The sequence below is a fragment of the Streptomyces sp. NPDC107500 genome, assembly GCF_055582785.1.
Genome location: NZ_JBVJPF010000004.1, coordinates 336157 through 350402, shown reverse-complemented (window position 1 = coordinate 350402; position 14246 = coordinate 336157). Strand labels below are relative to the sequence as shown.

Below are 14246 nucleotides of genomic sequence, written 5' to 3'. Positions count from 1 at the left end.
GCGTCCCTCACCGCCCCAGGCGCGCCGCCATGTGGTCCAGCAGCATCTCCAGGGCGACCGGGTAGGCGCTGTGCGGCATCCGCCGGGCCAGGAGAGGGGCCGTGGCGGCGATGTGGGGGTGCGACGTCGCCGGCAGCCGTGCGTACGTGGTGGCCCACATGTCCTCGTCCGCCGTCCGGCTCTCCTCAGTCAGCGCGAGCGCACCGGCGTCGAGCGCCGCGAAGGCCAGGCTCTGGTCGATGAAGGTGTGGTAGATCCGGGCCGCGTCCTCGTCCGGCAGACCGGCGCCGCGCAGGATGCCGAGGATGGTCTCGTCCACCGCGATCTCCCGGGGGCGCCCGGTGACCCGGCTCGCGGTGAGCACGGCGGCCTGCGGGTGGGCCAGATAGGCCGAGTGGATGGCGAGGCCCAGGGCCCGCAGGTCGGCACGCCACCGACCGGTCGCCGTCCAGTTGCCCAGGGCCCGGCCCATCAGTTCGTCGCCGATGGCCCGCGTGAGGTCGTCCATCCCCGCGAAGTACCGGTAGAGGGTGCTCGGGTCCGCGCCCAGCGCCAGACCCAGGCGCCGCGCGGTCAGTCCGCTGCCGCCGTGCTCGCGCAGCAGCCGCAGCGCGGTGTCCACGATGAGCGTCTCGGACAGCACCGTGCCCTGCCGGGTCGGCCGCCGCCTGCGCCGCGCCTCGTCCCGTACCACCGGCTTCGGCATCGCACTCCTCCTCGTCACCGCGACCGCCACCGCCACCGCGGCGGCCTTATGCCAACACGGTTGACCTTACCGTTCGGGCTCCCGTTCCATCGGGGGTACCCGGGAGGCGCCCGTCTTCCGTGACGAGCCAGAAAGGTGTCCGACATGCGTGTACTTCTCGTCGGCGCGGGCGGTGTCGGTACCGCCGTCACCAGGATCGCGGCCCGCAGGCGGTTCCTGACCCACATGGTCGTGGCCGACTACGACCTCGCCCGTGCCGAGGCCGCGGTCGCCGCGCTCGGCGAGGACGGCGACCGTTTCAGCGCCCGCCGGCTGGACGCCTCGGACGGCGAGTCCGTACGCCGGTTGCTCACCGAGCAGCGCTGCGACGTCCTGCTCAACGCGACGGACCCGCGCTTCGTGATGCCCCTGTTCGAGGCGGCGCTGGCGGCCGGGACGCACTACCTCGACATGGCGATGTCGCTGTCCGTGCCGCACCCCTCCCGCCCGCACGAGGAGTGCGGTGTGAAGCTCGGCGACGACCAGTTCGCCCTGACCGGCCGCTGGGACGAGTCCGGCCGGGTCGCTCTGGTCGGCATGGGCGTGGAGCCCGGCCTGTCCGACGTCTTCGCGCGGTACGCCGCCGACGAACTCTTCGACGACATCGAGGAGATCGGGGTCCGCGACGGCGCGAACCTGACCGTCGAGGGCTACGACTTCGCGCCGTCCTTCAGCATCTGGACCACCATCGAGGAGTGCCTCAACCCGCCGGTCGTCTTCGAGAAGGACCGCGGCTGGTTCACCACCGCGCCGTTCAGCGAGCCGGAGACCTTCGACTTCCCCGAGGGCATCGGCCCCGTGGAGTGCGTGAACGTCGAGCACGAGGAGGTCCTGCTCATCCCGCGCTGGGTGGACGCCCGCCGCGTGACGTTCAAGTACGGCCTCGGTGAGGACTTCATCGCCAAGCTGCGGACCCTCCACGAACTCGGCCTCGACTCCACCGCCAAGGTGACCGTGCCCGGCGCGGACGGCCCGGTCGGCGTGTCCCCGCGCGACGTGGTCGCCGCCTGCCTGCCCGACCCGGCCGGCCTGGGCGACCGGATGACCGGCAAGACCTGCGCCGGCACCTGGGTCAGGGGCACCCGGGGCGGCGCGGCGCGCGAGGTGTACCTGTACCACGTCGTCGACAACGAGTGGTCGATGCGCGAGTACGGTTCCCAGGCCGTCGTCTGGCAGACCGCAGTCAACCCGGTCGTCGCCCTCGAACTCCTCGCCACCGGCGCCTGGCAGGGCACCGGGGTCCTCGGCCCCGAGGCGTTCCCGCCGCGCCCCTTCCTCGACCTCCTCACCGAGTACGGGTCCCCCTGGGGCCTGCGCGAAGAGGGCTGACCCACGGACGCGGCCGCCGCTCCCGCCTGCCCCGCCCTCCGAATGCCACCGGAGGGCGGGGCAAGCGTTTTCTGTGCGACGTCTTGACGTGTACGCGGCGCAGTGAGTGGATGGTGCTTGGTGTGGGAGCGCTCCCACACCCTCGATTCCCGTATCCGCACTATTCCTGGAGTCGCCGTGCGCACAGCAAGACGAGACAGGTCGAAGCGCCCCCTGGCCCGGCTCATGGCAGGGCTGGCCGCCCTGCTCGGGCTGGTCCTCTCCGGCGCTCTCTGCCCCTCCATGGCAGGGGCGGCGGTCGGCGCGCAGGCGACCGGCCTGCACATCAGCGACGGCCGGTTACTGGAGGGCAACGGCAACGACTTCGTCATGCGCGGGGTCAACCACGCCCACACCTGGTACCCCGGCGAGACGCAGTCCCTCGCCGACGTGAAGGCGCTGGGCGCCAACACCGTCCGCGTCGTCCTGTCCGACGGGCACCGCTGGAGCGAGAACAGCCCCGAGGACGTCGCCGCCGTCGTCGGGCAGTGCAAGGCCAACCGGCTGATCTGCGTGCTGGAGGTGCACGACACCACCGGCTACGGCGAGGACGCCGCGGCCGGCACCCTCGACCACGCGGCCGACTACTGGATCGGCCTCAAGGACGTGCTGGCCGGTCAGGAGGACTACGTCGTCGTCAACATCGGCAACGAGCCCTGGGGCAACACCGACCCCGCAGGCTGGACCGGGCCCACCATCGCGGCGGTCGAGAAGCTGCGCGACGCGGGCTTCCAGCACACGATCATGGTGGACGCGCCCAACTGGGGCCAGGACTGGCAGGGCGTCATGCGGGCCAACGCGCGGTCCGTGTACGACGCCGACCCCACCGGCAACCTGATCTTCTCGATCCACATGTACAGCGTCTACGACACGGCCCAGGAGATCACCGACTACCTGAACGCCTTCGTCGACGCCAAACTGCCCATCCTCATCGGCGAGTTCGGCGGCCCCGCCGACCAGTGGGGCGACCCGGACGAGGACACCATGATGGCCACCGCCGAGCAGCTCGACCTCGGCTACCTGGCCTGGTCCTGGAGCGGCAACACCGACCCGGTCCTCGACCTCGCCCTCGACTTCGACCCCAGCCGGCTCAGCTCCTGGGGCGAGCGCATCTTCCACGGAGTCGACGGCATCGCCCAGACCGCCGAGGAGGCCACCGTCTACGGCGGCGACCCGGGCGACACCCGGGCCCCGACGGCACCCGGAGCGCCCGCCGCCTCCGCGGTCACGGACACGTCGGTCACGCTCACCTGGGCCGCGTCCACCGACGACACCGGCGTGAGAGGCTACGACGTCGTCCGCGTCGCCGGCGGCGCCGAGACCGGGGTCGCCGCGTCCACGAGCACCTCAGCCACGGTGACCGGCCTCACCGCGGGCACCGCCTACACCTTCGCCGTCTACGCCCGGGACGCGGCGGGCAACCGCTCCGCCCGCTCGGCCACCGTCGACGTCACCACCGACGAGGGCGGCTCCCCGGGCGCGGCCTGCTCCGTCGGATACCGGGTCGTCGGCGAGTGGCCGGGCGGCTTCCAGGGCGAGATCGCCGTCCGCAACACCGGCACCGCCGCCATCGCCCCCTGGACGCTGGCGTTCGCCTTCGCGGACGGCCAGACCATCACCAACATGTGGGGAGGCACCGCCACCCAGAACGCCGGCGCGGTGAGCGTCGTCCCCGCCTCCTACACCGCCACCATCCCGGCCGGCGCCACGGTCACCCTCGGCTTCACGGCCGGGAAGGGCGCCGCCAACACCGCCCCGGCCGGGTTCCGCCTGAACGGGTCCGACTGCGCCAGGGCGTGACCGACGTCACCACGAAACCTCACGGACGTTGGCCTGGCTCTGCGGCCGCGTCGTCGCGGTGACCTCCGAGCGGTGGCGGCTCGCCGAGAACGTCACCGTCAGCTTCTCCGGCTCGCTCTGCTCCGTGCTCACCGTGAAGCCCTGGCTCGGCACCGCCGAGATCAGACACACCCCGGAACCGCCGAACCGCACGGTCGCCTTGCCGCCCTCCGAAGGCACCGTGTACACGCCCGCGCCGCCCTCCTCGCACCCCGGGTCGCCTCCTCCGCCCGGCGGTCGCGGGGAGGTGGCGGGCGCGGTCGGCGTGGGCTTCGCGGTCGGGCTCGGCGGATTCGTGCTCGTAGGGGACGGCGTCGGGCTGGGCTTCCGGCTGGTGGGCGAGGCGCTGGGGGAGGGCTTCGCGCTCCTGGACGGCCTGGCCGCGGGGGAGGCGGGCGGCTCCTTCGGCGCCGACTGCGCGACCGGTGCCGTCGGCCGGGTCGAGCCCACCACGAAGTGGATCGTGATGATGACGGCCGTGACACTGGCCGCCGTGCACGACAGCCAGATGATCAGGTAGCGCAGAAGGCGGGACACGACACCATAGTGACGGACCGGCTAACGTGCCTGCCCATGGCCTCCGTACTTGTCGTCGAGGACGACCCCGTGATCCGGGCCGCGCTGATCGAGGTCCTGACCGGGCACGGCTACGCCGTGAAGACCGCGCACCAGGGTTTCGAGGCGTTGCGCGAGATCACCCAGAGCCCGCCGGACATCGTCGTGCTCGACCTCGGGCTGCCCGACCTCGACGGGCTCGACGTGCTGCGGATGATCCGGGGCATCTCCCGCGTCCCGGTGCTGGTCGCCACCGCGCGCGACGACGACACCGAGGTGATCCGGCTGCTCAACGCGGGAGCCGACGACTACATGGTCAAGCCCTTCTCCGGCGGCCAGCTCGCCGCCCGCCTCGCCGCCGTGCTGCGCCGCTCGGTGCCCGCCGACGTCCGCGCGGCGCGCCGGCCCGTCCTCCAGGTCGGCGACCTGCGCATCGACGCCACCGCCCGCACCGCGCACCTCGCCGGCCGGGAACTGCCCCTCACCCGCCGCGAGTTCGACCTGCTCGCCTACCTCGCGGCCAACGCCGACCAGGTCATGTCCCGGCAGCGGATACTCGCCGAGGTGTGGCAGCAGCCGTACGTGGAGGACCAGACGGTGGACGTCCACCTCTCCGCACTCCGCCGCAAACTGGGGGAGAAGGCGCGCAAGCCCCGCTATCTCCACACCGTGCGCGGCATCGGAATCAAACTGGTCAGCTCGCCATGAGACGTGCCCTCGCCGGGATCGCCCTGGCCGTCACCTCGATGGTGGCGCTGTCGTTCCTCATCCCGCTCGCCCTGCTCGTGCGCGAACAGGCCCGGGACCGGGTCACCACCGCGGCCGAGCAGCGCGCCTCCGCCCTGTCGCCGGTGCTCGCCCTCACCACCCGGCGCGCCGACGTGCAGCAGGCCGTCGCCGAGCTGGGCTCGTCCGACCAGCTCGTGGTCCGGCTCCCCGACGGCGGCTTCGTCGGCACCCCGCACGCCCCCGAGAGCGCGCTCGACCGGGCCGTACGGGGGCGCGAGACGCTCGCCGTCGACACCGACGACGGCTGGGTCTACCTCCAGCCCGTCGTCCTGCGCGGCGAGCGGGTCGCGGTCGTCGAGGCGTACGTCCCCGCCGCCGACCTCACCCGGGGCGTCGCCGCCTCGTGGGGCGTCATGGCCCTGCTCGCCCTCGGCCTGGTCGGTGGCTCGGTGCTGGTCGCCGACCGGCTCGGCGCCCGCGTCGTCCGCTCCTCGCGCGGCCTCAAGCGCGCCTCGCTCGCCCTCGGCTCCGGCGACCTCGACGTACGGGTGGAACCGGACGGGCCGCCCGAACTCCAGGAGGCCGGAGTGGCGTTCAACAGCATGGCCGACCGGGTCGTGGACCTGCTGGCCGTCGAACGCGAGCTGGTCGCCGACCTCTCCCACCGGCTGCGCACCCCGCTGACCGCCCTCTACCTGGAGGCCGACCGGATGGGCGCGACCCCGAGCGCCCGGCGGGTCACGGAGGCGGCCGGGCAGCTGGAGAGCGAGCTGGACGCGATCATCGCGGCGGCGCGCACGCCCCTGGCCGCGGCGCAGCTCGGCGGGGCGGCGGGCACGGGGAAGCCGTGCGACGTCGCCGAGGTGGTCGCCATGCGCCTGGAGTTCTGGTCCGTCCTCGCGGGCCAGCAGGGCCGTGCGTACCAGCGCTCCCTGACTCCGCGCCCGGCACCGGTGGCGTTCCCCGAGGACGACCTCGCGGCGGTCGTCGACGCCCTGATCGGCAACGTCTTCCGGCACACCCCGCAGGGCACCGCCTTCACGGTGCTCGTGGAGCGGCAGGAGCGGTACGTCTTCCTCACCGTCGACGACGCCGGGCCGGGCGTGGCGGATCCAGAGGCGGCGCTCACCCGGGGCGTCAGCGTCGGGGGCTCGACCGGGCTCGGCCTCGACATCGTGGCCCGGGCGGCCCGCGCGGCGGACGGTGAACTGACGATCACCCGCGCGCCGATGGGCGGCGCGCGGGTGCGGGTGTCGTTCGTGCTGGCCGGCGCCCGCGAGGGCGCTCAGCGGTGACGCGGGTCAGCGGCTCGCGCCGAAGTCCTGGGTCCACCAGGGGCCGCCGTCGCCGACGTGGACGCCGACGCCCAGCTCCTTGAAGGAGCAGTTGAGTATGTTCGCGCGGTGGCCCTCGCTGTTCATCCACGAGTCCATCACCGCCGCCGCGTCCGCCTGACCGCGGGCTATGTTCTCACCGAGCGTGGACCACTGGTAACCCGCGGCCTCGACGCGGCTCGCCATGGTGGAGCCGTCCGGGCCGGTGTGGGACATCACGCCGCTGCTCGCCATGACGTCGCTGTAGTCGTCCGCGGCCCGGGTCAGCTTGTCGTTGGCGGTGACGGGCGAGCAGCCGGCCGCGGCCCGCTCCTTGTTCACCAGTGCGAGGACCTGGGCCTCGGGCCCGCTCGACCCACTGGACCCCGAACCCGAACCCGACCCGCTGTCCGACCCCGTGCCGCCGCCCTCCGAGCGGCCGCCGCCGCTCTTCGCCGTCGCCTTCTCGGGCGTGCGGGACGCGGGAGGGTCCGCCTTCGCGGCGCTGGTGGACGGGCTCGTCGTCTTCTTCGGCTTCTTCGTCGGCTCCGCGCTCGCGCTCGGTGAACCGCTCGCTGTGGCGCTCGGGCTCGCCGACGGGGACGTCAGGGGCGACGCGCCGCCCGCCGCGTCCTCGGCGTCCGGCGTCTGACCGGCTGCGTTCGCGCTCACCTGGTCCGAGGCCCCGCCGTCGTCACCGTCCGCGACCGCCAGGGTGATCCCGACGCCCGCCGTCAGGGTGACCGCGCCGAGGACCAGCGCGGTACCGCGGGTCCGGAACCCGCCGCGGGGGCGGGCGTGGGAGCGGGACGGGCGAGCGGCTCGGCGGGAACCCATACGCAGGACACCTCGGCTTGTCTGTCGGCTGTCGGAACCCCGTACCCGGACCCGGTGGACGCGACCGCGCCCACCGGGACTGTGGGGGGTGTTCGAGAGCCTAGGACCCGAACGGCGGGAAACGGCCGTTCGAAGGTCATCTTCAGAAAGCCTTAAAAGAGCCGCCAAAGTCCGCTGAGGAACCGGCGGCCTCGGATCGGCCGGTCTACGCGGTCCCTTTTACGCGCTCACCGCCCGCCGCCCTCGCCCCGCGGCGGGGCGCCTCAACGTGAAGGGAGGACGAGGGGCGTCCGCCGACGCCCCTCATGTGCTCCCGACACCCCGCCGTCACTCCCGCCGCGGCGCTTGCCGTGCCGGAGGGCCGGACAGCCTGTCGGCACGCGTCCGGCAGGTCGCCGGACGAGAAGGAGGAACCGGCATGACATCCACCGCCGAGGAACGAGAACTGGTCGACGAACTGCGGGAACTGCTGGCCGCCACGGTCGAGGACCTGTCCGTTGAGGAAGTCGTACCGGACTCCTCCCTGAAGGACGATCTGGGCGTCGACTCCCTGGCCATGCTGGAGCTGATCGCCGCGATCGAGGACCGCTGGCAGATCGAGGTGTCCCAGGAACAGGCGGAACAGCTCACGACGGTCCGGCAGATCGCCGCCCACCTGGCCAAGAGCGCCGCCGCTCCCACGGGCGGTACCGCGTGAGCCCACGACACGCGGCCGGCCCGGACGGCCACGGGCGGGACGCCGTCGTCACCGGACTGGGCATGACGACCGCGCTGGGCGGCGACGTCCCCACCACCTGGCGGGCCCTGCTGGACGGCGTGTGCGGCATCGAGCGAGTCGACTTCGCGACGCCGGACGGCCCCGCGCAGACCTACCTCGCGGCGCCCGCCGCGGTCGATCCCGCCGCGGTCCTGCCCTCCGCCAAGGCGGCGCACTGCGACCGCTCGGCGCAGTTCGCCCTGGTCGCCGCGCGTGAGGCCACCCGCGACGCCGGATTCGAGGACCCGTCGTCCCTCTCCGCGGACGGTTCGCGGGTGGCCGTGGTCGTAGGGGTGGGACTGGGCGGCTTCACCAGCATCCTGGAGCACGACCACCGCCTCCGGACCCGGGGCCCCGGGCGGGTGAGCCCGCGCGCCATCCCCGTCATGCTGCCCAACCACCCGGCGGCCGAGGTGGGACTGATGGTGGGCGCCAAGGCCGGGGTGCACGCCCCGGTCAGCGCCTGCGCCTCCGGCGCCGAGGCCCTCGCCCAGGCCCTCGGCCTGATCCGCGACGACCGTGCCGACATCGTCGTCGCCGGCGGTGCCGAAGCCGCGCTGCATCCGCTCGCCCTCGCCGGGTTCGCCCGGCTGCGGGCACTCTCCCGGCGCCTGGACGACCCCAAGGGCGCGTCCAGACCCTTCGACGCCGAACGGGACGGCTTCGTGATGGGCGAGGGCGCCGGGCTGCTCGTCGTGGAGAGCGCCGCGCACGCCGCCGCCCGCGGCGCCCGCGTCCACGGCCGGCTGACCGGAGCCGGCATCACCAACGACAGCCACCACGTCGCCCAGCCCGCGCCCGGCGGAACGGGCTGCGCCGCCGCCGTCGACGAGGCCCTCAGCGACGCCGGTCTCCGTCCGGGACAGGTACGGCACGTCAACGCCCACGCCACGTCGACACCGCTCGGCGACCTCGGCGAGGCACAGGCTCTGCGCCGGATCTTCGCCGAGGGCATCAAGGACGTGGCGGTCAGCGCCACCAAGGCCGCCTTCGGGCACACCCTCGGGGCGGCCGGCGCCATCGAGGCCGTCCTCACCGTGCTCGCCCTGCGCGAGCGGACCGCACCGCCCGCGTGCAGTCTCGAACGCCTCGACCCCGAGATCGACGAGATCGACCTGAACGTCGTGGGACCCAGCCCCGCCGCACTGCCTCCCGGACCCCTCGCGGCCGTCTCCACGAGCATGGGATTCGGCGGCCACAACGTCGCACTCGCCTTCACCGGCGCCCCATGAGCCACGGTGGCCCGGCCCCCACCGGAGGCACACCGCGCACTGTGCTGATGTGCCCCGGCCAGGGGGCCTACCTCCCCGGCGCGCTGCGCCACCTGCGGGACCTGCCGACGGTGGCGGAAGTACTGCGGAGGGTGGACGCCCACAGCGCCTCCCTCGGCGCCGCCGGGCCACCCGTCGCCCGTCTCCTCACCGACCCCGGCGCGCCCGACCCCGACCAGCTCCTGCGCACCGACCCCCTCGCCTTCGACCTGGCCACCTACACCGCGGTGACCGCTCTGGCCGCCGTCGTGCTCGACCTCGCCGCCCGGCCCGTCCACGCGGTGCTCGGCCACAGCATGGGCGACCTCGCGGCTCTCACCGCCGCCGGGGTGCTCACCCTGGAACAAGGCGTCCGGCTGCTGCACCTGCGCGACCGGCTGCTGCGCGAGGCCGCGTTGCCGGCGGCGGGCCTGCTGGCCACCGACCTGACCGCCGACCGGGCAGCGGAGCTGCTGCGCACCCGGGCGCTGGCCCGGGTGCGGATCGCCGCCCGCAACGCGCCCACCCAGACGGTCCTGGCCGGCCCCGACGACCAGCTGGCCGCCGCCGAGTGCGCGGCCCGCGCACTCGGCCACCGCGCCACGCCGCTGACCAGCCGCACCGCCTACCACCACCCCCTGCTCACCGACGTCCACCGCTCCTTCCGCCGCCTCCTGCGCGCGCAGCCCGTCGCACCACCCGCGCTCGCCGTGTACACGACTGTCACGAACCGCCCCTTGGACACCCCGGCTCAGCTGCGCGCCATGGCCGCCGCCCACCTCACCGAGCCCATGGCCTTCCACCGCACGCTGCACGCGCTGCGCCGGGCGGGCGTCACCACCTACCTCGACAGCGGCCCCCGGGCCCTGCTGTCCACCCTGGCCAGGGCGGGACTCCCGGGCTGCGCCGTCGCCGCCCCCTTCCGCACCCCGGTCGGCGTGGAGCGCCTGCGCCGCCGCCTCACCGCCGCCCTGGGGTGACAGAACGCCCCCGGCCGGATCCCGCGGCCGTATCCGGGTATGCGGTGGGGATCAGAAGGAGGAGTGCCATGACGACATACGTCATCTCGGTGCCGGGGACGTTCACCGGTGCGGTCCAGGAGGCCACGACGGACGCGCTCGCCCGCGCGTTGCGCCCCGACGACCCGCACCGCACTCACCTGGGGGACGAGGAGGACCTCGACGCCCTCTCGATCAACGACGACGGCACCTTCACGATGCGCCTCACGGTCGAGGCCGACACCCGCGCCGACGCGGAGGGGCGGGCCCAGGAGGTCGCGGACTCCGCCCTGCGCGCCGCCGGCCTGGACCGCGACAGCACACCGCTCGGACCCTCGGTCGTCACCGGGATCGACTCCGACGTGTGAACCGGCCCGCGGGAATCGCGGGCCTTGAGTGGCCCGGCTCACATGGCGTACCGGAGGTGGCGCCGACACGATGGTCTCGTCACCCGGCAGGCTGAAGGGATCAAGAATGTTCCGCAAGGTGCTGGTCGCCAACCGCGGTGAGATCGCGATCCGCGCGTTTCGGGCGGGCTACGAGCTCGGCGCGCGCACCGTCGCCGTCTTCCCGCACGAGGACCGCAACTCGCTGCACCGGCTGAAGGCCGACGAGGCCTACGAGATCGGGGAGCCGGGCCATCCGGTGCGCGCGTATCTCTCCGTGCAGGAGATCGTCCGCGCGGCGCTCCGCGCCGGGGCCGACGCCGTGTACCCGGGCTACGGATTCCTCTCGGAGAACCCCGAGCTGGCCCGCGCCTGCGAAGAGGCCGGCATCACCTTCGTCGGACCCAGCACCGAGATCCTGGAACTGACCGGCAACAAGGCCCGTGCCGTGGCCGCCGCACGCGAAGCCGGAGTACCGGTCCTCGGCTCCTCCGCGCCCTCCACCGACGTGGACGAACTCGTCCGCGCCGCCGACGACATCGGTTTCCCGGTGTTCGTCAAGGCGGTCGCCGGCGGTGGCGGGCGCGGCATGCGCCGGGTCGAGGACCCCGAGCAGCTGCGCGAGGCCATCGAGGCGGCCTCCCGGGAGGCCGCCTCCGCCTTCGGCGACTCCACGGTCTTCCTGGAGAAGGCGGTCGTGGAGCCCCGCCACATCGAGGTGCAGATCCTCGCCGACGGGCAGGGCGACGTCATCCACCTCTTCGAGCGGGACTGCTCGGTGCAGCGCCGCCACCAGAAGGTGATCGAGCTGGCGCCCGCGCCCAACCTCGACCCCGCCCTGCGCGAGCGGATCTGCGCCGACGCGGTGAACTTCGCCCGGCGGATCGGCTACCGCAACGCCGGCACCGTGGAGTTCCTCGTCGACCGCGACGGCAACCACGTCTTCATCGAGATGAACCCCCGCATCCAGGTCGAGCACACGGTGACCGAGGAGGTCACCGACGTCGACCTCGTCCAGTCCCAGATGCGGATCGCCGCCGGTGAGTCGCTGGCCGACCTCGGGCTCGCGCAGGAGAACATCACCCTGCGCGGCGCCGCCCTCCAGTGCCGCATCACCACCGAGGACCCGGCCAACGGCTTCCGCCCGGACACCGGGCAGATCAGCGCCTACCGCTCACCCGGCGGCTCGGGCATCCGCCTCGACGGCGGCACCACCCACGCGGGTACGGAGATCAGCGCCCACTTCGACTCGATGCTGGTCAAACTCTCCTGCCGCGGCCGGGACTTCACCACCGCCGTCAACCGCGCCCGGCGCGCCGTGGCCGAGTTCCGCATCCGCGGCGTCGCCACCAACATCCCGTTCCTCCAGGCGGTCCTGGACGACCCGGACTTCCAGGCGGGCCATGTCACCACGTCGTTCATCGAACAGCGCCCGCACCTGCTCACCGCCCGGCACTCCGCCGACCGCGGCACGAAGCTGCTGACCTACCTCGCCGACGTCACCGTGAACAAGCCGCACGGCGAACGCCCCGAGCTGATCGACCCCATGACCAAGCTGCGCGCGGTGCCCGCGGGAGAGCCCCCGGCCGGGTCCCGGCAACTGCTGGCCGAGCTGGGCCCCGAGGGCTTCGCCCGCCGGCTGCGCGAGTCGTCCACCATCGGAGTCACGGACACCACCTTCCGGGACGCGCACCAGTCGCTGCTCGCCACCCGGGTGCGCACCAAGGACATGCTCGCCGTCGCCCCCGTGGTCGCCCACACCCTGCCCGAACTGCTGTCCCTGGAGTGCTGGGGCGGCGCCACCTACGACGTGGCGCTGCGCTTCCTCGCCGAGGACCCCTGGGAGCGGCTGGCCGCCCTGCGCGAGGCCGTGCCCAACATCTGCCTCCAGATGCTGCTGCGCGGCCGCAACACGGTGGGCTACACCCCGTACCCGACCGAGGTGACCGACGCCTTCGTGCAGGAGGCCGCCGCCACCGGCATCGACATCTTCCGCATCTTCGACGCCCTCAACGACGTCGAGCAGATGCGGCCCGCCATCGAGGCCGTACGGCAGACGGGGACGTCCGTCGCGGAAGTGGCCCTCTGCTACACCGCCGACCTGTCCGACCCCGCCGAGCGGCTCTACACCCTCGACTACTACCTGCGCCTGGCCGAGCAGATCGTGGACGCCGGCGCGCACGTCCTGGCGATCAAGGACATGGCCGGACTGCTGCGCGCCCCGGCCGCGGCGACCCTGGTGTCGGCGCTGCGCCGCGAGTTCGACCTGCCGGTGCACCTGCACACCCACGACACCACCGGCGGCCAGCTCGCCACCTACCTGGCCGCCGTCCAGGCCGGCGCGGACGCCGTGGACGGAGCGGTGGCGTCCATGGCCGGCACCACCTCGCAGCCGTCCCTGTCGGCGATCGTGGCCGCCACCGACCACACGGACCGGCCCACCGGCCTCGACCTCAGGGCTGTCGGCGACCTGGAGCCGTACTGGGAGAGCGTCCGCAAGGTCTACGCGCCCTTCGAGGCGGGCCTCGCCTCGCCGACCGGCCGCGTCTACGACCACGAGATCCCCGGCGGGCAGCTCTCCAACCTGCGCACCCAGGCCATCGCGCTCGGGCTCGGCGACCGCTTCGAGGACATCGAGGCGATGTACGAGGCCGCCGACCGGATGCTGGGCCGCCTGGTGAAGGTCACGCCCTCCTCCAAGGTCGTCGGCGACCTGGCCCTGCACCTGGTGGGCGCCGGCGTCTCCCCGGCGGACTTCGAGGCGGAGCCGGACCGATTCGACATCCCCGACTCGGTCGTCGGCTTCCTGCGCGGCGAGCTGGGCACCCCGCCCGGCGGCTGGCCCGAGCCGTTCCGCAGCAAGGCGCTGCGGGGGCGGGCCGAGGCCAAGCCGGTGCCCGAGCTGAGCGCCGACGACCGCACGGGGCTGGCCAAGGAGCGCCGGGCCACCCTCAACCGGCTGCTGTTCCCCGGGCCGGCGCGCGAGTTCGACACCCACCGGGCGTCGTTCGGCGACACCAGCGTCCTGGACAGCAAGGACTTCTTCTACGGGCTGCGCCCGGGCAAGGAGTACACGGTCGACCTGGACCCCGGCGTCCGGCTGCTCATCGAACTCCAGGCGGTCGGCGACGCCGACGAACGCGGCATGCGCACCGTGATGTCCTCGCTCAACGGGCAGATCCGGCCCATCCAGGTCCGCGACCGCTCAGCGGCCTCCGACGTCCCGGTCACCGAGAAGGCGGACCGCACCGACCCTGGCCACGTCGCGGCGCCCTTCGCGGGTGTGGTGACCCTCGCCGTCGCCGAGGGCGACGAGGTGGCGGCCGGTGCCACCGTGGCCACCATCGAGGCGATGAAGATGGAGGCCACGATCACCGCCCAGAAGGCCGGCACGGTGAGCCGTCTCGCCATCAACCGCATCCAGCAGGTCGAGGGCGGCGACCTGCTCGTGCAACTCGCCTGACCCGCC

At 73.5% G+C, this 14246-nt stretch carries 13 protein-coding genes; 11 read left to right on the top strand and 2 right to left on the bottom strand.

Annotated features, from left to right (window positions below):
• Nucleotides 1–7: 7 nt before the first annotated feature.
• Nucleotides 8–706, bottom strand: coding sequence for a TetR/AcrR family transcriptional regulator (locus tag ACZ67M_RS18040; RefSeq protein ID WP_361363359.1), 699 nt, complete (start codon nucleotides 704–706; stop codon nucleotides 8–10).
• A 144-nt stretch (nucleotides 707–850) separates the two neighbouring features.
• On the opposite strand from ACZ67M_RS18040, the gene ACZ67M_RS18035 reads away from it, so the two are divergent.
• The 5 genes from ACZ67M_RS18035 (at nucleotide 851) to ACZ67M_RS18015 (ending at nucleotide 6531) form a co-directional block, all read left to right on the top strand.
• On the top strand, nucleotides 851–2074 hold the full coding sequence (locus tag ACZ67M_RS18035; RefSeq protein ID WP_392238602.1) for a saccharopine dehydrogenase family protein: 1224 nt from the start codon (nucleotides 851–853) through the stop codon (nucleotides 2072–2074).
• Between the two features lie 225 nt (nucleotides 2075–2299).
• The gene (locus ACZ67M_RS18030; RefSeq protein WP_469852051.1) at nucleotides 2300–3913 is read left to right on the top strand and encodes a cellulase family glycosylhydrolase; all 1614 of its coding nucleotides are present in this window, start codon (nucleotides 2300–2302) and stop codon (nucleotides 3911–3913) included.
• 28 nt (nucleotides 3914–3941) lie between these two features.
• A complete protein-coding gene (locus ACZ67M_RS18025) occupies nucleotides 3942–4472 on the top strand; it encodes a hypothetical protein (protein ID WP_469851677.1) in 531 nt (176 codons plus the stop codon).
• A gap of 53 nt (nucleotides 4473–4525) precedes the next feature.
• Nucleotides 4526–5215: a response regulator transcription factor gene (locus tag ACZ67M_RS18020; protein WP_361363371.1), complete on the top strand. Its 690-nt coding sequence runs from the start codon at nucleotides 4526–4528 to the stop codon at nucleotides 5213–5215.
• Nucleotides 5212–6531, top strand: a complete 1320-nt coding sequence (locus ACZ67M_RS18015; protein WP_469851675.1) for a sensor histidine kinase — start codon at nucleotides 5212–5214, stop codon at nucleotides 6529–6531. The genes ACZ67M_RS18020 and ACZ67M_RS18015 overlap by 4 nt, the downstream gene beginning before the upstream one ends.
• A gap of 6 nt (nucleotides 6532–6537) precedes the next feature.
• On the opposite strand, the gene ACZ67M_RS18010 is transcribed toward ACZ67M_RS18015, so the two are convergent.
• A complete protein-coding gene (locus tag ACZ67M_RS18010; RefSeq protein ID WP_451855781.1) occupies nucleotides 6538–6891 on the bottom strand; it encodes a CAP domain-containing protein in 354 nt (117 codons plus the stop codon).
• On the opposite strand from ACZ67M_RS18010, the gene ACZ67M_RS18005 reads away from it, so the two are divergent.
• The 6 genes from ACZ67M_RS18005 (at nucleotide 6884) to ACZ67M_RS17980 (ending at nucleotide 14240) form a co-directional block, all read left to right on the top strand.
• The gene (locus tag ACZ67M_RS18005; RefSeq protein ID WP_469851673.1) at nucleotides 6884–7201 is read left to right on the top strand and encodes a hypothetical protein; all 318 of its coding nucleotides are present in this window, start codon (nucleotides 6884–6886) and stop codon (nucleotides 7199–7201) included. The two genes, ACZ67M_RS18010 and ACZ67M_RS18005, sit on opposite strands and share 8 nt — an antisense overlap.
• Nucleotides 7202–7804: 603 nt before the next feature.
• The gene (locus ACZ67M_RS18000) at nucleotides 7805–8083 is read left to right on the top strand and encodes an acyl carrier protein (protein ID WP_361363379.1); all 279 of its coding nucleotides are present in this window, start codon (nucleotides 7805–7807) and stop codon (nucleotides 8081–8083) included.
• Nucleotides 8080–9375 carry a beta-ketoacyl-[acyl-carrier-protein] synthase family protein gene (locus tag ACZ67M_RS17995; RefSeq protein ID WP_392101511.1) on the top strand — a complete coding sequence of 432 codons (1296 nt, stop codon included), beginning with the start codon at nucleotides 8080–8082 and terminating at the stop codon, nucleotides 9373–9375. Before ACZ67M_RS18000 ends, ACZ67M_RS17995 begins: the two co-directional genes overlap by 4 nt.
• 47 nt (nucleotides 9376–9422) lie before the next feature.
• Nucleotides 9423–10373: an ACP S-malonyltransferase gene (locus ACZ67M_RS17990; RefSeq protein WP_469851671.1), complete on the top strand. Its 951-nt coding sequence runs from the start codon at nucleotides 9423–9425 to the stop codon at nucleotides 10371–10373.
• Between the two features lie 68 nt (nucleotides 10374–10441).
• On the top strand, nucleotides 10442–10759 hold the full coding sequence (locus tag ACZ67M_RS17985) for a hypothetical protein (protein WP_361363388.1): 318 nt from the start codon (nucleotides 10442–10444) through the stop codon (nucleotides 10757–10759).
• A gap of 106 nt (nucleotides 10760–10865) precedes the next feature.
• The gene (locus ACZ67M_RS17980; RefSeq protein ID WP_392013160.1) at nucleotides 10866–14240 is read left to right on the top strand and encodes a pyruvate carboxylase; all 3375 of its coding nucleotides are present in this window, start codon (nucleotides 10866–10868) and stop codon (nucleotides 14238–14240) included.
• Nucleotides 14241–14246: the final 6 nt, after the last annotated feature.

What these genes read in the sequence shown, in the direction of transcription:
- ACZ67M_RS18040 (WP_361363359.1), bottom strand. Translation starts at nt 706, where the DNA reads ATGCCGAAGCCGGTGGTACGGGACGAGGCGCGGCGCAGGCGGCGGCCG.
- ACZ67M_RS18035 (WP_392238602.1), top strand. Translation starts at nt 851, where the DNA reads ATGCGTGTACTTCTCGTCGGCGCGGGCGGTGTCGGTACCGCCGTCACC.
- ACZ67M_RS18030 (WP_469852051.1), top strand. Translation starts at nt 2,300, where the DNA reads ATGGCAGGGCTGGCCGCCCTGCTCGGGCTGGTCCTCTCCGGCGCTCTC.
- ACZ67M_RS18020 (WP_361363371.1), top strand. Translation starts at nt 4,526, where the DNA reads ATGGCCTCCGTACTTGTCGTCGAGGACGACCCCGTGATCCGGGCCGCG.
- ACZ67M_RS18015 (WP_469851675.1), top strand. Translation starts at nt 5,212, where the DNA reads ATGAGACGTGCCCTCGCCGGGATCGCCCTGGCCGTCACCTCGATGGTG.
- ACZ67M_RS18000 (WP_361363379.1), top strand. Translation starts at nt 7,805, where the DNA reads ATGACATCCACCGCCGAGGAACGAGAACTGGTCGACGAACTGCGGGAA.
- ACZ67M_RS17990 (WP_469851671.1), top strand. Translation starts at nt 9,423, where the DNA reads ATGTGCCCCGGCCAGGGGGCCTACCTCCCCGGCGCGCTGCGCCACCTG.
- ACZ67M_RS17985 (WP_361363388.1), top strand. Translation starts at nt 10,442, where the DNA reads ATGACGACATACGTCATCTCGGTGCCGGGGACGTTCACCGGTGCGGTC.
- ACZ67M_RS17980 (WP_392013160.1), top strand. Translation starts at nt 10,866, where the DNA reads ATGTTCCGCAAGGTGCTGGTCGCCAACCGCGGTGAGATCGCGATCCGC.